Source organism: Methylocella tundrae, from assembly GCF_038024855.1.
GTDB classification, from domain to species: Bacteria; Pseudomonadota; Alphaproteobacteria; order Rhizobiales; family Beijerinckiaceae; genus Methylocapsa; species Methylocapsa tundrae.
In genome coordinates, this window is record NZ_CP139089.1 from 1,897,843 (window position 1) to 1,914,091 (window position 16,249).

The following is a 16,249-nucleotide window of genomic DNA, read 5'->3' on the forward strand; positions in this document are numbered from 1 at the left end:
TCATCAGACGAGCCCATAGCGCAGCAGCGCAAGCACAATGCGAAATTTCGACGCCCGGACGCGCGCGCGCGGCGGCGTGAAACCGCTCTCGCGAAGGCGCGCCAGAATGGGCCGATAGGCCATCGCCATGATCATCGGCGCGCGCACGGATTTGCGCGGGCAGCGCGCCATGATGGCCAGCGCCTCGCGGAAATGATTTTCCGCGCGCAAAATGAGAGGAGCGCAGGCGTCGGCGAGCGCCGGATGCGCGAGAACCGTCTGCGGCGTCGTCTCGTCGATGCCGGCGGCGGTCAAGGCCTCGCGCGGCAGATAAAGCCGGCCGATCCCTGCGTCCTCATCAAGGTCGCGCAGGATATTTGTGAGTTGCAGCGCACGGCCGAGATGATGCGCGAGCGGGCCGCCCTCCTGCGCCGGAACGCCGAAAACCCGCACGCTGAGGCGCCCGACCGCGCTCGCGACGCGGTCGCAATAGAGATCGAGGGTCGCAAAGTCCGGCGCCCTGATGTCGGCGTCGACATCCATCTCCATGCCGTCGATGACCGCCAGGAAGTCCTCCCGGCGCAGATCGAAGGAACCGATCGCGGCCGCAAGCCCCGGAGTAACGTTTGGCGCAAGGCTTGCGGCGAAGGCCTGCGGCGGCGTTCCGGCGTAAAGCGCGTCGATGTCGCTCCGCCACTGCGCCAGCGCCGCTTTTCGCGCCGGGGCCGGCCCGCCGTCATCTGCGATGTCGTCGACGGCGCGGCAGAAGGAATAGATTTCGAACATCGCCTCGCGCTGCGCCGGCGGCAGAATGCGCATCGCCGCATAAAAGGAGCTGCCGCGCGAATGCGCAGCGGCGTCCGCCCCCGTGTTCTGCGGCTCGGGGCAGGCTTTCGCCGCCCCGGCTTGAGCGTTGGCGATCATTGCGCCGCCTTCCAGGCCGGCCGCGCCAAACGCCGCAGGATATTGGGAAGGCTGGACGCAACGCCGACGCAGGCCCAGCCTAACGCGGCCGCCTTGCCGAGATGAACTTCATCCCTCAAAGGGTCGCGTTCGCGTAAGATCTGGTTGAGCCGCTGAGCCAGCTTTGCGATCACCGCAGTCTCGAGACTGAGGCGCAGATCGCGGACCTGTGGCGGCAAAGCGGCGCCGGTCTCGATCAGCGTCGCGGTTTTGGCGATGAGGCCGTCAAGAGAGGCTCTGAGTTGCGGCGACGCCTTGTCGGCGGCAAGGGCTCCGATGCATGCGCCGGTCCCGGCAAGCGCGTCGCCGGGGATATAGACGCGATCGAGATTGCGATAGTCGGCGGCGCAGTCCTGCAAATGATTGATGACCTGCAATGCGCTGCAAAGCGCGTCGGAGGCAGGCCATGTCGCTTCGCTCTCGCCATGGACGTCGAGCACGAATCGGCCGACCGGCGCCGCCGAATGGGCGCAATAGTCCATCAATTCATCCCAATTGGCGTAGCGGTGCTTGACCGCGTCCATGCGGAATGCGCGCAGGAGAGCGAGCGCGTGGCGCGGCGACAATTTTTTCTGCGCGGCGAGAATCGCCCGCAGAGGCTTTGCCGCCGCAACCGCTTCGCTTTTACCCAGCAGCGTCGCCTCGAAAGCGTCGAGCCCGTCGAGCTTTTGCTGTGGTGACAAAAGCCCATTGTCTACAACGTCGTCGGCGCCGCGCGCGAACTGATAATAGGCGAGGATCGCGGCTCGGTGCTGCGGCGCGATCAGCTTCGAGGCGACCGGGAAATTCTCGCCCTTATGCGTTTTTGAAGGTTCGATCGCGACAGCGCTCATTTCAAATGCCCATTCTGGGTGAACCACGCCAACGCGTCGCTCAACGCTTCGCGATAGGGCCGCGCAGCATAGCCGAGGCAACGCTCGGCCTTGGCCGAACTGAAAAACATCCGGTGCTTCGACATGCGCAGGCCGTCGATCGTCACGAAAGGCTCTTTTTGAGTGAAATGCGCGGCGGCTTCGGCGGCAAGGGCCAGGGGATAGAGCAGCGGACGCGGGAAGCGAAACCGCGGCGGCCTGCGCCCGCACAATTCGGCAATATCGCCCAGCATGCGGGCGAGCGGCACATCCTGCCCGCCGAGAATATAGTGTTCGCCGATTTTGCCTTGACGAAGCGCGGCGAGATGACCCTCGGCAACATCGTCGACATGGACGAGATTGAGGCCGGTGTCGACATAGCCCGGGATGCGGCCCATCGCCGCCTCGACAATGATGCGGCCCGTCGGCGTCGGCTTCACGTCGCGCGGACCGACCGGGGTCGAGGGATGCACGATGACGGCCGGCAGTTGTTTGCGCGCGATCATCTCCTGCACAATGTTCTCGGCGACGATCTTACTGCGCTTATAGGCTCCGATGGCGCTGGACGCAGGCAGCTTCGCTGTTTCATCGGCGGGAGCGCCGCTCAAGGGACATGCGATGGTGGCGACGCTGCTCGTATAGACGACGCGCTCGACGCCGGCGGCGAGCGCCGCCTCCATCAGGACGCGCGTGCCCTCGCTGTTGGTGCGAAGGATGTCCTGCGGGCGGCGCGCCCAAAGGCGATAATCGGCGGCGACATGGAACAGGAACCGCGCGTCGGCCATCGCCTTGGCGACGGACGCGGGATCGCACATATCGCCTTCGACAATTTCAGCGTCGAGATTGGCGAGATTCAGCCGGCTCGCGGTCGGGCGCAGCAGCACCCTGACCCGATAGCCGGTTTTCGCCAAGGCATGCGCCACGGCGGATCCGACGAAGCCCGAGGCTCCCGTGACCAGAACCTTGTCACCCGTCACGCCATCCAGTTCCCGTGTACGCGCAAATCGTTTCTTGCCCCACTGCCGCGGCAATATCACCTATGGCATCATTTCAGCAACCGCCGTCAATGGCTGGTTTCCAAACTGCGGCGATCGCGCGCTGGCGCGGATGCGCGCGGAGCGTTATGAACACGCCAAATTTTATTGCCTGACGTTTGAAAAAGAAGAGCGCCCATGACCCTCATCGCCGATCTTTCCACGCCTGAGCTCGCGGCGCTGCGAAGCAGCGTTCAAGCCCAATATGACGCCTTCCGCGGCCAGGGTCTGAAGCTCGATATGACGCGCGGCAAGCCCGCGCCGGATCAGCTCGATCTCGCCAACGCCATGCTCGCCCTTCCCGGCAATGGCGATTATTTCAGCGCGGCTGGCGAGGACGGGCGCAATTACGGCAATTTGCAGGGTCTCGCCGAAACGCGGGCGCTGTTCTCGCCCATTCTCGGCGCGCCCGTGGACGGTGTCGTCGTCGGCGACAATTCGAGCCTCGCCTTGATGCATGACTGCATCGTCTATGCTCTGCTCAAGGGCGTTCCCGGCTCGGCGCGGCCGTGGTCGAAAGAGGGAAGCCCCGCTTTCATCTGCCCCGCGCCCGGCTATGACCGTCATTTCGCGATCCTTGAGGAATTCGGCATCCGCATGCTGCCCGTCGCCATGACGGGCCACGGACCGGATATGGACGCTGTTGAAAAGCTCGCCGCTGATCCTTCCGTCAAAGGCATGTGGTGCGTGCCGAAATATTCCAATCCGACCGGAGAGATCTATTCCGACGAGACGATCGCACGGTTGGCCGCGATGCGCGCGGCCGCGCCCGATTTCCGGCTGTTCTGGGATAACGCCTATTGCGTCCATCATTTGACGGAACGCCGCAACGAAATCCCCAACATCCTTGAAGAATGCGAACGCGCCGGCCATCCCGACCGGGCCTTCATCTTCGCCTCGACGTCGAAAGTCACGCTTGCCGGGGCCGGCGTCGCCTTTTTCGCCTCCTCCGCCGCCAATGTGCGCTGGTATCTTTCCAGCGCGTCGAAGCGCTCGATCGGCCCGGACAAGCTGAACCAGCTGCGCCACGTCCGCTTTCTGCGCGACGTCGCCGGCATCGAGCGCCACATGGACGCCCATCGCGCTCTGATCGCGCCGAAATTCGCCGCCGTCGCCGAGGCGCTGGAGCGTCATCTCGCGGGGACCGGCGCCGCACGCTGGACCGCGCCGGAGGGCGGCTATTTCATCAGCGTCGAAGCCACCGCCGGAACGGCGCAGCGCGTCGTGGAGCTGGCCAAGGCCGCCGGCGTCGCGCTCACCCCCGCCGGCGCCACCTGGCCGTATGGCAAAGACCCGCATGACAGCAACCTGCGCCTCGCGCCGACCTTCCCGACCCTCGCGGAGGTGCGCGCCGCGTCGGAGGGAATAGCGCTCTGCATTCTCCTCGCGGCGATCGAAGCGCGCGCTGTCCATCGCGCCGAATCCGCCGCCTAGCGCTTTCCGATCGAATGGAGTCATTCGATCGACCAGAAATCGCTCGATATTCAAAAGCTTGAGCATATTCTTGTCGATCAGATCGAACCGATCTGATCGGAATATGCTCTAGCGGGGCGAACAGAAGACGCCGCCCTTAATCTGGAGTAAAGCGTCAGCGATCGCATCATGCGACCGACCTGATGTCCAAACCGTGAATTGCCGTGAAGGCGCCGACGCCTTCATAAACGGGCGCGGGCGCGGGCGAGTCCCGCCCGCACATCGAAGCTAGCTGGTAGAGATTTATGACCGAAACCGCCGTCTCTTTAGAACCGGTCGCCGTACCGGTCGAAAAGCCGAAGAAGCCGTCGCCGCGCGCGCTTTTGCCGCTGCTGCCTTATGTGGCGCGCTATCGAGGGCGGATCGCCGGCGCGCTGCTCGCCGTGACGGCGGCGGCCGGGGCGACGCTCGCCGTGCCGATGGCGCTGCGGCGCGTGATCGATTTCGGCTTCACGCAGGAGAGCGCCGGCCTCATCAACCAGTATTTCTTCGCGCTCATCGGCGTCGCCGCGATCCTGGCGATCGCGTCAGGCGCGCGCTTTTATTTTGTCACCACTTTGGGCGAGCGGGTCGTCGCGGACTTGCGATCGAAGGTTTTCGAGCATCTCTGCGGGCTCGACGCGGCCTTCTTCGATTCGGCCCGCATCGGCGAACTGATGTCGCGGCTCACCGCCGATACGATACAGCTGAAGTCGGCCTTCAGCGCGACGGCGGCTCTCGCCTTGCGCAACTTTTTCCTGTTCGCCGGCGCGATCGCGCTGATGGTCTATACGAGCCCGAAACTCTCGGCCTCTGTCCTCATCGCCATTCCGATCATCGTGCTGCCGCTGGTCGCCTCGGGCCGTCTCGTGCGCAAGCGCTCGCGCAAGGCGCAGGACACGCTGGCGGAGGCGACCGCTTACGCCTCCGAAAATCTTTCGGCCGTGCGGGTGATGCAGTCCTATGGCGCGGAGCACGCCACGGCGGAGCGCTTCAACGCCGCCGCCGAAGGCGCTTATGAGGCCGCGCAGAAAGCCGCGGCGGCGCGAGCGCGCCTCACCATCGTGGTGATCTTTCTGGTCTTCTCCAGCATCGTCGGCGTGCTCTGGTTTGGCGCCCATGACGTGCTCGCGGGACGAATCACCGGCGGCATGCTGTCGCAGTTCCTTATTTACGCCGTTCTGGCGGCGAGCTCGCTGAGCGAACTGAGCCAGGTGTGGGGCGAAATCGCCTCCTCCGCCGGAGCCGCCGGGCGCCTTGGCGAGCTTCTCGCCCTGAAGCCAAGCATCGTCGCGCCGGTTCCGGCCGTTCCCCTGCCCTCCCCGGGGCGCGGCGAAATTCGCTTTGAGGACGTCGCCTTCGCTTATCCGACGCGGCCCGAGGAGGATGCGCTGAGCGATCTTTCCTTCCACATCGCGCCCGGCGAAACCGTTGCGATCGTCGGCCCGTCCGGCGCCGGCAAGACGACGATCTTCCAGCTCCTGCAGCGCTTCTACGACCCGTCCGCCGGACGCATCCTGCTCGACGGCGTCGACATCAAGAACGCCGATCCGGCGGAATTGCGCAAACGGATCAAAGGCGTGCCGCAAGATCCGGTGATCTTCGGCATCTCGATCGCCGACAATATCCGCTATGGCAAGCCGGACGCGAGCGACGAAGAGGTGCGAGATGCTGCGCGGCGCGCGGCGGCGGATGATTTCATCAGCGCCTTGCCGGAAGGTTACGCCACGCGGGCTGGCGAACGCGGCGTCACGCTTTCGGGCGGCCAGCGCCAGCGCATCGCCATTGCGCGGGCGATCTTGCAGGATGCGCCCGTCCTGCTGCTCGACGAGGCGACGTCGGCGCTCGATTCGGAAAACGAAGTGCTGGTCCAGACCGCGCTCGAAAAAGTCATGTCCGAGCGCACGACGCTGGTCATCGCCCACCGTCTCGCGACGGTGCTCAACGCCAACCGGATTCTGGTTCTGGACAAAGGCCGCGTCGTCGAGGAAGGCGCCCATGCGAGCCTCGTCGGCAAGAACGGCCTTTATGCCCGCTTGGCCAAGCTGCAATTCGAGACCGGCGCGGCGGCTCTGAAAAGCGATCAGGCGGCGGCGGAATAAAAAAGCGCCCTCTCAGCCAAGAGGGCGCGAAACCAGAATTCAGTGCGAAAACGAGTTCGCTTCAACCGCGACTAGTCGTCGCAATCGTCGTCGTGATCGCTGGCCTGGAACTGTCCGAGCTTCGCCCAGGTCGTGGCGCATGTTTCTTTTTTTGCTTGCCATTGCGACATCAGATCGTCGAAGATGGGCTCGTCAAAGTTGAAGACATGCCGGGGATTGACGGCGATCGGCGCGGAAATGCCGAACTTGATGGCGCTGAGCATTCCCGGATCGGCAACATGGACGCCTTGCTCGGAGGTCGTCATCAGAACGCGTTTGAGCGGCTTTCCGCCAAAATCCTGAACCGTGACAAACTGTTGAAGCATTCGTGAAATCTCCATGCGCGTTTGCGCGCGGCGGTCATGAGACGGCTGCGACGTTATGCGCGGCCTTCATGACGCGATTGAGAAAATTTCTCAAGGGCCTCCCGGAAAATTTTTGGAGTCGAGGGGCTCTAAAAAGATATTTTAGCCGGGCGGCGCTGCGCGCAGCCGCCAGATTTTCAGCCCCGAATGCGGGTTGACGCCGGTCGCGACCATCTCAAATCCCTCTCGTGCGTAGAAGCGGAGCGCCCTTGGATTGTCCTGATTGACGTCGAGAAACAGAGGCTTGGACGAGATCCGCCGGGCTTCGCGCAAAAGGGCTGCGGCCGCGCCAGAGCCCTTCGCCTCTCTCGCGACCGCGATCTGGTCAAGATAGCCCGTCGCGGGATCGAAGGTGACGAAACCAAGGAGGCGCCCACCATCGTCGCGGCCGCAGATCGTCATCGCTCCAGCTGCCTCCAACGCCGGCAGATGGCCGCAAAACCATTCCCTTCGCGCGGAAAAATCAATATCTGGCATTGCTTCCCGCCAGCTCGCGACCCAAAGATCGGCAAGGGGCTCAAGATCCGCGTCGGTCCTCCGGCGCAGGGAGGAGAGAAGCTCATCGGCCATGTTCATCAGCGCGATTCTGGACGCCGAAGGCGCGTTCGCTATCAAATCCGGCGCATTTTTGCTGAAAGAGGTTGCCGCGCTGAAGAAAACGAAAATGCCTCCGAGTTGCTGCTTTGCTGCATTTCGCCTCGCGAACCATTATTTTCTCCGCTGACCGATCCCCCAGAGCACTTCGAGCTTCAGGGGCAAAGAAGCGCCGCAGTTCTCTAGCCAATCCCGCGCGCCGGCGCGACGCAAGCAAAATCCCGGGAATCCATGCACGCCGCCGCTCCGCCGACCGAAACCTTGACGCATAAGCGCGAAGATCCGGCGCAGGCTGGCGTCAAACGCCTGACGCTCTCTGATTTTCGCTCCTACGCCACGCTTGACCTTGCATTGGACGCGCGGACGATCGTGCTGACGGGAGACAATGGCGCGGGCAAGACCAATGTGCTCGAAGCTCTTTCGCTGCTGACGCCGGGGCGCGGCCTGCGCCGGGCGGAGCTCGGCGATTGCGCCCGCAATGACGGCGCAGGCGGCTTTGCCGTTTCGGTCGAGATCCAAACGTCCCTCGGCGGCGTCCAGCTCGGCACCGGGATCGAGCAGAATGGCGCGGCGGCGCCCTCGCGCAAATATCGCATCGACCGGGAATCGGCGCCGTCCATTCGCGCTTTTTGCGATCATGTCCGCGTCGTCTGGCTCACGCCCGCCATGGACGGACTCTTCACCGGGCCCGCCGGAGACCGCCGGCGCTTCCTCGACCGTCTCGTGCTTTCGATCGACGCCGATCACGGCGCAAGGGTCAATGCGCTCGAACGCGCTCTGCGCGGCCGCAATCGCCTGCTCGAAGACCGTCTTGGGTCGAGCGAGCGCATCTGGCTCGACGCGATCGAGCGGGAAGTCGCCGAACTCGCCATCGCCGTCGCCGCCGCCCGCTTCGAGACGGTCTCAAAACTCTCCGCTCTGATTTCCGATGCGCGGGGCGAAGCCGATTCGCGGTTTCCCTTCGCGGAACTGAAGCTTCAGGGAGAAATCGACAGTCTCATCGAAACCCGTCCCGCGCTCGAGGCCGAAGACATCTATCGCCGCATCCTGCGCGACAATCGCGGGCGCGACGCCAGCGCCGGGCGCACATTGATCGGACCGCAGTCGAGCGATCTGCGCGTCCGCCACGGCGTCAAGCAGGCGGAGGCGGCGCAAACGTCGACCGGCGAGCAGAAGGCCCTGCTCGTCGGCCTCATCCTCGCGCAGGCCCGTCTCGTCAAAGCGATGAGCGGCATGGCGCCGCTGGTCCTGCTCGATGAGATCGCCGCGCATTTCGACCCGACGCGACGCGCCGCGCTTTATGATTTGCTGGCGATCCTTGGCGCGCAGGTCTGGCTGACAGGCGCCGATCCTTCCGCTTTTGCCGGTCTCGAAGGCAAGGCGCAAATGCTGAAAGTCACGCCGGGCAGGATCAGCGCCTTCAATTGAGCGCAGAGGGCTTATATAGCAGTGAGGCGAACTGCCGCGACCGCCCCTGAGCGAGCGTTGCGGCTCCAGCCTTTGATAGCGCCATCCTCGATGGCAAAACCGGACTTTGCATGGCAAAAGACAATGACGCGGGCAATGGCGCCGCCAAGCCGAAACTCGGTCTCCTTGGCCGGATGTTCGACCGGCGGGGGGAGCTGGCGGCCGCGGCCGAGCCGCCGCCAGAACAGAAAGAAGCGGCGACGCCCGTTCCAACTCCGGCTGAGCCCGCGCCGAAAGGCTGGTGGGAGCGGTTGCGCCACAGCCTTGCGCGCTCGTCCAATTCGATCGGCACTGGCCTTGTCGCGATCTTCACCAAGCGACGCCTCGACGCGGGAATGCTCGACGACCTCGAAGACGTGCTGATCCGGGCGGATCTTGGCGTCGCCACCGCCGCGCGCATCGCCGAAATCGTCGGCAAAGGCCGATATGACAAGACGATCGAGGTCGATGAGGTCAAAGAAATTCTGGCGGCGGAGGTCGAGCGCGTGCTTGCGCCCTACGCCCGGCCGATCGAGATCGACGCAGGCGTCAAACCTTACGTGATTCTCGTCGTCGGGGTGAACGGATCAGGAAAGACGACGACGATCGGCAAGCTGGCGACGCAATTGACCGGCGAAGGCCGGCGCGTGATTCTCGCCGCGGGAGACACTTTTCGGGCCGCGGCGATCGAGCAATTGCGCATCTGGGGCGCGCGGGTCGGCTGCGAGGTCGTCGCCCGCGAGCAGGGGTCAGAAGCCTCGGCGCTGGCGTTCGACGCCATCCGCAGGGCGCGCGAGACCGAGGCGGACGTGCTTTTAATGGATACCGCCGGGCGCCTGCAAAATCGCGCCGAGTTGATGGCCGAACTCGAAAAAATCATCCGCGTCATGAAAAAGGTCGATCCCTCCGCGCCGCATGCCGTGCTTTTGGTGCTGGACGCGACCGTCGGCCAGAACGCCATGAACCAGGTCGAGATTTTCGGTAAAGTGGCGGGCGTCACCGGCCTCGTGATGACCAAGCTCGACGGCACCGCGCGCGGCGGCATCCTCGTCGCCATCGCCGAGAAATTCAAGCTGCCGGTCCACTACATCGGCATCGGCGAAGGTCCCGGCGACATAGCAGCCTTCGAGGCGCGCGATTTCGCCAGAGCCATCGCCGGCATGGATGAGGAAAGTCTCGCCGACCCGCGTTGAGTGCACGGCTACGCCAGCGCCAAAGCCTCGGCGCCGGCTTCATTCGCCCATTCAAATCCAGGTAGTTGATGGCGTGCGAAGGTGAATTGGCGCCGCGCATAGGTCCAGGTGTCGCGTTTGGCCAAAAGGCTCGCCTCGCCGAGGGCGATTTCGCCGTTGAGACAGGCGATCAGATGGCGAAGCCCATGCGCGCGCATCAGCGGCAGCGCGGAATCGAGATTGCGCCCGCGCTGGATTTCGGCCTCCTCCAGCGCGCCGGCGTCAAGCATCAGGTCGAAACGCGCGCCGATCCGCCGCTTAAGCTCGTCGCGGCCGGGATCGAGGAACATGGCGCGGGTCTGAGTGATGTCCATCAGCGGCGGCGAGCGCAGGCCCTGGAACGCGGCAAGGCTTTGCCCCGTCGCCTCAAAAACTTCGAGCGCGCGCAAAATGCGTTGCGGATCGGTCGGGCGTAAACGCGCCGCCATCACGGGGTCGCAGGCGGCAAGCCGCCGGTGCAGCTCGGCGGGAGTGGCGGCGGCGCCCTCAGCCCGCACACGAGCCCTAATCTCTTCCGGCACAGGGGGAATGGCGGAAAGCCCTTGCGTCAGCGCTTTGAAATAAAGCCCCGTGCCGCCGACGAAAATCGGCAGGCGCCCTTCGGCCTGCGCTTCGCCCAGCGCCTCGCGCGCGGCCTCGAGCCAAAGAGCGACCGAATAATTGACCGCCGCGTCGATCTCGCCGAACAGGCGATGCGGCGCTTGAGCCTCTTCCTCGACGCTGGGACGCGCCGTCAAAATCCGCAGATCGCGGTAGACCTGCATTGAATCGGCATTGATGAGAACGCCGCCCATGGCGCGCGCCAGCCGTAGCGCCAGCGCCGACTTGCCGCTGGCGGTCGGTCCGGCGATGAGAATTGCGGAGGGATGTCTTGCGAGCGTTGTCACTGCGATGTGCGGGCGACTTGATGGACTCCAACCGGAATCATCATGCGTTTGAGCAGAATGCGTTCAAACGGAAACGCATCAAGCTTGAACCTTAGTTGTGATGCATGATGTGGGTCCGAAAAGTGTGCGCCTTTTCGGCGTTATGCTTTAGACCGTGGCGCGGCGCAGCTCACGCGGCAGCGGGAAGAATACGCCCTCATTCGCGGTCGAGATTTCCTCGACATGCAAATCAAACCGCTGCGCGAAGGCGTCCATGATTTCTTCGACGAGGATTTCCGGCGCGGAGGCCCCCGCCGTGATGCCAAGCGAAGAAATATTGGAAAATAATTCCCATTCCACGTCGTCGGCCCGCAGCACGAGACGCGCCAGCTTGCAGCCCGAGCGCTCGGCGACCTCCTTCAGTCGCTGCGAGTTCGAGGAGTTCGAAGAACCGACGACGATCAGCGCATCGACGATCGGGGCGATGCGCTTCACCGCCTCCTGGCGATTGGTGGTCGCATAGCAAATATCCTCGCGATGCGGCCCGACGATATTTGGAAACCGTCGCGTCAAGGCGTCGACCATGTTGCGCGTGTCGTCGACCGACAGCGTCGTCTGCGTCACATAGGCGAGATTATTTTCATCCGCGACCTGCAATGTCGCGATGTCTTCGACCGTCTGCACCAGAACGATCGAGCCGCCCGGCAATTGGCCGAGGGTGCCAACGACCTCCGGGTGCCCCGCATGGCCGACGAGGAGCACCTGGCGGCCCTGCCTGTGGTGCAGTTCGGCTTCGCGATGCACCTTTGTCACCAAAGGACAGGTCGCGTCGATGGCGAATATGTTGCGCGATGAAGCCTCGACCGGAATCGATTTTGGAACGCCATGGGCGGAAAAAATCACCGGCTGCGACGTGTCGGGCACTTCGTCGAGTTCTTCGACGAAGATGGCGCCTTTGGCTTTCAGCGTCTCAACCACATATTTATTGTGCACGATCTCATGGCGCACGTAGACCGGGGCGCCATAGATGCGAAGCGCCTCTTCGACAGCGTCGATCGCACGGACGACGCCAGCGCAAAAACCGCGCGGCGCGCAAAGAAGGACATTTAGCTTTGGCTTGACGGACATGCAGCGCTCGGCCTGAGATGCAACACGTTTAGGAGTCCGGCGGTTCTGATGTCAAGTGCGGCGGGGCCGCAGGCGTCGCGGCCCCGACCCGGCGCGCAGAGGCAAGGAGCGCTCTTATGACAGATCTCGCCGATCTTTTTCCCGGCTTTTCTACGCATTGGGTCGCTACGGAGGCCGGGCGGTTTTTCGTGCGCGCGCACGGCGAAGGCCCTCCGCTTCTGCTGCTGCATGGCTATCCGCAAACCCATGTCGAATGGCACAGGATCGCGCCAAAGCTCGCCGAGCGCTTTTCGGTCGTTTTGATGGACATGCGCGGTTACGGCTGGTCCAGCGCGCCCCGCAGCGACAAGGGCGCCCTTTATACCAAGCGCCTGATGGCGCAGGATGCCATAGCGGTGATGGAAAAACTCGGCCATATCCGCTTCAGCCTCCTCGGGCATGATCGCGGCGCGCGCGTCGGCTATAGGCTCGCGCTCGATCATCCGGAGCGCCTCGAAAAACTCGCCCTCATCGACATCATTCCAACCGCCTCGCGCTGGCGGAGCCTCAATGCGGCGGAAGCGTTGAAAGCCTATCACTGGATGTTTCTGGCGCAGCCGGAGCCCTTGCCGGAAACGCTGATCGGCGCCGCCGCGAATTTTTACGTCGATTACACGCTCGCGAACTGGACCGCCGCCAAGGATCTGTCCGCCTTCGATCCCCGCGCCCTCGCCCATTATCGCGCCGCGCTGAACGAGCCCTCGCGCATTCATGCGACCTGCGAGGATTATCGCGCCGGCGCGACGATCGACCGCAACGACGACGAAGCCGACGAAGCCGCCGGCAGAAAAATCACGGCGCCGCTCCTGGTTCTCTGGGGCGGGCGCGGACTGGGCGGCGGCGGCTCGCCCCTCGATATCTGGCGCCAATGGGCCGGGAACGTGCAGGGCCAACCGCTCCAGGGGGGCCATTTCTTGCCCGAGGAAAACCCCGAGGCGACGCTGGAGGCCGTGCTCGCGTTTCTCTGAGGGGAGTCAAAGGCGAAATCGAGGAACCGGTAGCGGCAATGGGCTTACGGTTCTGACGAACCCCCGGCATTGAAACGCAGAAGCCGCTCGCGCGATCTGTAATTATAATAGCTCACCGGGATGGCGCGCGGATTGCTTCAGAGGTCCTCGTCCGGCCTGTACCATGGCTTTCCAGGGCCGCGCTGAGGAGCGGGCCACTAAATGGCGTTTTGATAGTGGCCGGGTCATAGCCTAAACGTATGATGTTACCCACGGGCAGACTGGTCTAGTCTGCCTCGACAACTCGCTCATGCACCGGGAGCTGCGGAGATTGTTCTTCGTCTTTGCCCCGGAGCCACCGACCAATTGGCGGAGAGACAATGACTAACCAAGCCGGTTTCTTTAACCCTTCATTCGGAGTCGAAAAGTTCGGCCTCAAAGATTTGAAGAGCATTTCCTATAACCTCGAGGCGCCACAGCTTTATGAGGAATCCATTCGCCGCGGCGAGGCGAAGGTCGCAAGGGACGGCCCGCTCGTCGCCGAAACGGGCGTTCACACCGGCCGTTCGCCAAAAGACAAATTCATCGTCCGGGACGCGCTGACCGAAGAGACGATCTGGTGGGACAACAGCAGCGCCATCACGCCAGCCCATTTCGACGTTCTTTACGCGGATATGCTCGCGCATGCCGCTGGCCGCGATCTCTTCGCGCAGGATCTTTTCGGCGGCGCAGAGCCCGCCAACCGGGTCAATGTCCGCGTGATCACCGAATATGCGTGGCATTCACTATTCATCCGTAACCTTCTGATCCGGCCATCAAGGGAGGAGATCCAGTCCTTCGTCGCTGATCTGACGATCCTCGATCTTCCCTCCTTCGAGGCCGATCCGACGCGGCACGGATGCCGCTCGCAAACGATCGTCGCGATCGATTTCAGCCGCAAAATCGTGCTGATCGGCGGCACCAGCTATGCCGGCGAAATCAAGAAATCGGTGTTCAGCTATTTGAACTTCGTGCTGCCGGCCAAAGAGGTCATGCCGATGCATTGCTCCGCCAATGTAAGCGGGGACGGCGCCTCGACCTTGTTCTTCGGCCTGTCCGGCACCGGCAAGACCACGCTTTCGGCCGACGCCGCGCGCACGCTCGTCGGCGACGACGAGCATGGCTGGAGCCCCGAGGGGATCTTCAATTTCGAGGGCGGCTGCTACGCCAAGGCGATCAAGCTGTCCCGGGAGGCGGAGCCCGAAATCTTCGCCACGACCGAGCGTTTCGGCGCGATCATGGAAAACGTCGTCCTTCATCCGCAGACGCGCGCGCCCGACTTCGACGATGCGTCGAAGACCGAAAACACGCGGATTGCCTATCCGCTCCATTTCATCGCCAATGCGTCGGCGACGGGGCGCGCCGGCCATCCGACCAACATCGTCATGCTGACCTGCGACGCCTTCGGCGTCCTGCCGCCGATCGCAAAACTCGAATCGGCGCAGGCGATGTATCATTTCCTGTCGGGCTATACCGCCAAGGTCGCCGGAACGGAAAAGGGCGTGAGCGAGCCGCAGGCGACCTTCTCGACCTGCTTTGGCGCGCCCTTCATGTCGCGTCATCCGAGCGTCTACGGCAATCTGCTGCGCGATCTCATCGCGAGGCACGATGTGAATTGCTGGCTCGTCAATACGGGCTGGACGGGCGGTAAATATGGCGTCGGCCGCCGCATGCCGATCAAGGTCACGCGCGGCCTTCTCGCCGCGGCGCTCGACGGCTCGCTGGCGAAGGCGGCTTATCGCAGGGACACCTATTTTGGCCTGGCGACGCCTCTCGCCGTCGCCGGGATCGAATCGTCCATACTTAATCCGGTCGAGACCTGGGCCTCGAGAGAAGAGTTCGCCGCTCAGGCGATGAAACTGGTCGATATGTTCCGCGCCAATTTCGAGAAATTCGCGTCCCATGTCGACGCCGAAGTCATCGAGGCGCAGCCGGCCGCCGTCGCCGCCTGAGGCAGGCTTAAAGCACTGCCTGGTCGATAGTTAAAGGGGCCGCCACGACTTCGTGGCGGCCCTTTGCCGTCCCGGACCCAGCAAGAAGCCGGCGCGATTCTTACCGGCGAAACAACAAATGCCGCGGCGTCAGCCGCAGCATCATGGGTGTGGATGCGCGCCTCGACTCGATCAAGGCCTTTGTCTTCAGGACCTCAGGCCGATGACCGGAGGCTCTGCTCCATCAGCCTATTTGCCGAGCGTAAGCAGCGTGGTGTCGATAGCAAGACTGGCGATGAAGCGATTGCCGCACCAGTTCGGCACGCCGCTGACAATCGTGCACTCCCCGCGGCTCAGCGAGCTGCCCGAGTAGCGCAAGTCGAGCGTCATCACGTTCCACGTCGCGCCGATGCCGACATTCCAAGTGGTGTAAGACGGTAAATCGAGTCCCGTCCGGGCTGTTCCGAGGAACTCTTCTCCGACTTCGCCGGAAATGTAGGTCGCGATATCCTTGTAGGGCAACAGCGGCGGGAGGTTTGCCTTCAGCGTACCGCTGAGATAGGTCCCACCCGCTCCCGTGTTGACGTAATTGTTCGTGACGAAGAGATTGCCGCCAACGGTAAAGGTGTCATTGATGACGTAGGTCGGCTTAAAATAAACTTCGTAATAATTGATCGAAACTTGGCCGGGCAACGGGTACGACTGATTCGGATATTCATAATAGAGCGCGCCCACATCCAGCGTCAGGGCGCCCCAGGTATGACGCAGGCCGCCATACAAATCGACTTCGGCCGCGGGATTGGTGAGTCCATACGCGGTGGGGAAACTGACGTTTGACGTCCATGCGCCGAGATAGGCGAAATCGAGAAGCCGGGCCTCTACATACCCTTGGGCCGCAAAATGGCCGTTCGATTGATCGACGCCACGGAACACGTAATCATTCGCGAGCTTCATTCCGAACGCGAAGTCAATCGGAGGAGTCGCGGGCGCTGGCGCCGGCGTCGCCGCCAGATCGGCGGCATAGGCGATTGGCGCTGAAGCCGAAAGAAGAATTCCGGCCAAAAGGGATAGTAGCGTATTCGTCCGGCCTGACATCAATGTGGCTCCCCTCGGTCCAAGCTTTGCGTGAACGCAAAAAGGGCACAGGAGCGAGATTCATTCAATGGCTTATCGCGTCAGGAAAATAATTTGCGTCCCCAGAGATGCATAGCTGCCACACTCAGGGCCCCTATTGGCCGTGCC

General features: G+C 63.2%; 15 protein-coding genes. 7 read left to right on the top strand and 8 right to left on the bottom strand.

The features are described 5' to 3' along the window. Positions 1-3 precede the first annotated feature (3 nt). The 3 genes from hpnD to hpnA are packed head-to-tail and all read right to left on the bottom strand — an operon-like array spanning position 4 to position 2,770. Complete coding sequence (gene hpnD, locus SIN04_RS11155; protein ID WP_134489169.1) at positions 4-903, bottom strand: presqualene diphosphate synthase HpnD; 900 nt, start codon at positions 901-903, stop codon at positions 4-6. Continuing rightward, entirely contained in the window at positions 900-1,775 is an 876-nt protein-coding gene (gene hpnC, locus SIN04_RS11160; RefSeq protein ID WP_134489171.1) for a squalene synthase HpnC, read from the bottom strand. The genes hpnD and hpnC overlap by 4 nt, the downstream gene beginning before the upstream one ends. Further along, positions 1,772-2,770, bottom strand: a complete 999-nt coding sequence (hpnA, locus tag SIN04_RS11165) for a hopanoid-associated sugar epimerase (RefSeq protein ID WP_134489173.1) — start codon at positions 2,768-2,770, stop codon at positions 1,772-1,774. Before hpnA ends, hpnC begins: the two co-directional genes overlap by 4 nt. On the opposite strand from hpnA, the gene SIN04_RS11170 reads away from it, so the two are divergent. The 3 genes from SIN04_RS11170 to SIN04_RS11180 all read left to right on the top strand — a co-directional run bounded on the left by SIN04_RS11170 (position 2,757) and on the right by SIN04_RS11180 (position 6,381). Beyond that, positions 2,757-2,969 (top strand): hypothetical protein, encoded by a 213-nt coding sequence (locus tag SIN04_RS11170; RefSeq protein WP_134489175.1) that lies wholly within the window; start codon positions 2,757-2,759, stop codon positions 2,967-2,969. The two genes, hpnA and SIN04_RS11170, sit on opposite strands and share 14 nt — an antisense overlap. Next, the gene (locus SIN04_RS11175) at positions 2,966-4,261 is read left to right on the top strand and encodes an aminotransferase class I/II-fold pyridoxal phosphate-dependent enzyme (protein WP_341264444.1); all 1,296 of its coding nucleotides are present in this window, start codon (positions 2,966-2,968) and stop codon (positions 4,259-4,261) included. Before SIN04_RS11170 ends, SIN04_RS11175 begins: the two co-directional genes overlap by 4 nt. Positions 4,262-4,545: 284 nt before the next feature. Beyond that, on the top strand, positions 4,546-6,381 hold the full coding sequence (locus SIN04_RS11180; RefSeq protein ID WP_134489177.1) for an ABC transporter transmembrane domain-containing protein: 1,836 nt from the start codon (positions 4,546-4,548) through the stop codon (positions 6,379-6,381). 71 nt (positions 6,382-6,452) lie between these two features. Here the strand turns inward: SIN04_RS11180 and SIN04_RS11185 are convergent, their stop codons facing one another. After that, the gene (locus SIN04_RS11185; RefSeq protein ID WP_134489179.1) at positions 6,453-6,746 is read right to left on the bottom strand and encodes a hypothetical protein; all 294 of its coding nucleotides are present in this window, start codon (positions 6,744-6,746) and stop codon (positions 6,453-6,455) included. 141 nt (positions 6,747-6,887) lie between these two features. Next, the gene (locus tag SIN04_RS11190; RefSeq protein ID WP_134489181.1) at positions 6,888-7,361 is read right to left on the bottom strand and encodes a GNAT family N-acetyltransferase; all 474 of its coding nucleotides are present in this window, start codon (positions 7,359-7,361) and stop codon (positions 6,888-6,890) included. 249 nt (positions 7,362-7,610) lie between these two features. On the opposite strand from SIN04_RS11190, the gene recF reads away from it, so the two are divergent. Continuing rightward, a complete protein-coding gene (gene recF, locus SIN04_RS11195; protein ID WP_134489183.1) occupies positions 7,611-8,807 on the top strand; it encodes a DNA replication/repair protein RecF in 1,197 nt (398 codons plus the stop codon). A 110-nt stretch (positions 8,808-8,917) separates the two neighbouring features. Further along, positions 8,918-10,018, top strand: coding sequence for a signal recognition particle-docking protein FtsY (ftsY, locus tag SIN04_RS11200; RefSeq protein ID WP_244605777.1), 1,101 nt, complete (start codon positions 8,918-8,920; stop codon positions 10,016-10,018). A gap of 8 nt (positions 10,019-10,026) precedes the next feature. Here ftsY and miaA read toward each other — a convergent pair whose 3' ends face one another. Together miaA and ispH are read right to left on the bottom strand one after the other, a co-directional pair. Then, the gene (gene miaA, locus SIN04_RS11205) at positions 10,027-10,944 is read right to left on the bottom strand and encodes a tRNA (adenosine(37)-N6)-dimethylallyltransferase MiaA (RefSeq protein ID WP_134489185.1); all 918 of its coding nucleotides are present in this window, start codon (positions 10,942-10,944) and stop codon (positions 10,027-10,029) included. A gap of 147 nt (positions 10,945-11,091) precedes the next feature. After that, positions 11,092-12,051, bottom strand: coding sequence for a 4-hydroxy-3-methylbut-2-enyl diphosphate reductase (ispH, locus tag SIN04_RS11210; protein WP_134489187.1), 960 nt, complete (start codon positions 12,049-12,051; stop codon positions 11,092-11,094). A 116-nt stretch (positions 12,052-12,167) separates the two neighbouring features. On the opposite strand from ispH, the gene SIN04_RS11215 reads away from it, so the two are divergent. Both SIN04_RS11215 and SIN04_RS11220 read left to right on the top strand, forming a co-directional pair. Next, positions 12,168-13,058, top strand: coding sequence for an alpha/beta fold hydrolase (locus SIN04_RS11215; protein ID WP_134489189.1), 891 nt, complete (start codon positions 12,168-12,170; stop codon positions 13,056-13,058). A gap of 359 nt (positions 13,059-13,417) precedes the next feature. After that, on the top strand, positions 13,418-15,028 hold the full coding sequence (locus SIN04_RS11220; protein WP_134489191.1) for a phosphoenolpyruvate carboxykinase: 1,611 nt from the start codon (positions 13,418-13,420) through the stop codon (positions 15,026-15,028). A gap of 228 nt (positions 15,029-15,256) precedes the next feature. Here the strand turns inward: SIN04_RS11220 and SIN04_RS11225 are convergent, their stop codons facing one another. Further along, on the bottom strand, positions 15,257-16,102 hold the full coding sequence (locus SIN04_RS11225) for a TorF family putative porin (protein ID WP_134489193.1): 846 nt from the start codon (positions 16,100-16,102) through the stop codon (positions 15,257-15,259). Between the last annotated feature and the right edge of the window lie 147 nt (positions 16,103-16,249).

Bases quoted from the DNA above. Each gene is read 5' to 3' on its own strand.
- SIN04_RS11175 (WP_341264444.1), top strand. From the start codon at position 2,966: ATGACCCTCATCGCCGATCTTTCCACGCCTGAGCTCGCGGCGCTGCGA.
- hpnC (WP_134489171.1), bottom strand. From the start codon at position 1,775: ATGAGCGCTGTCGCGATCGAACCTTCAAAAACGCATAAGGGCGAGAAT.
- SIN04_RS11185 (WP_134489179.1), bottom strand. From the start codon at position 6,746: ATGCTTCAACAGTTTGTCACGGTTCAGGATTTTGGCGGAAAGCCGCTC.
- SIN04_RS11225 (WP_134489193.1), bottom strand. From the start codon at position 16,102: ATGTCAGGCCGGACGAATACGCTACTATCCCTTTTGGCCGGAATTCTT.
- hpnD (WP_134489169.1), bottom strand. From the start codon at position 903: ATGATCGCCAACGCTCAAGCCGGGGCGGCGAAAGCCTGCCCCGAGCCG.
- recF (WP_134489183.1), top strand. From the start codon at position 7,611: ATGCACGCCGCCGCTCCGCCGACCGAAACCTTGACGCATAAGCGCGAA.
- ispH (WP_134489187.1), bottom strand. From the start codon at position 12,051: ATGTCCGTCAAGCCAAAGCTAAATGTCCTTCTTTGCGCGCCGCGCGGT.
- SIN04_RS11220 (WP_134489191.1), top strand. From the start codon at position 13,418: ATGACTAACCAAGCCGGTTTCTTTAACCCTTCATTCGGAGTCGAAAAG.
- SIN04_RS11190 (WP_134489181.1), bottom strand. From the start codon at position 7,361: ATGAACATGGCCGATGAGCTTCTCTCCTCCCTGCGCCGGAGGACCGAC.
- ftsY (WP_244605777.1), top strand. From the start codon at position 8,918: ATGGCAAAAGACAATGACGCGGGCAATGGCGCCGCCAAGCCGAAACTC.
- SIN04_RS11180 (WP_134489177.1), top strand. From the start codon at position 4,546: ATGACCGAAACCGCCGTCTCTTTAGAACCGGTCGCCGTACCGGTCGAA.
- SIN04_RS11215 (WP_134489189.1), top strand. From the start codon at position 12,168: ATGACAGATCTCGCCGATCTTTTTCCCGGCTTTTCTACGCATTGGGTC.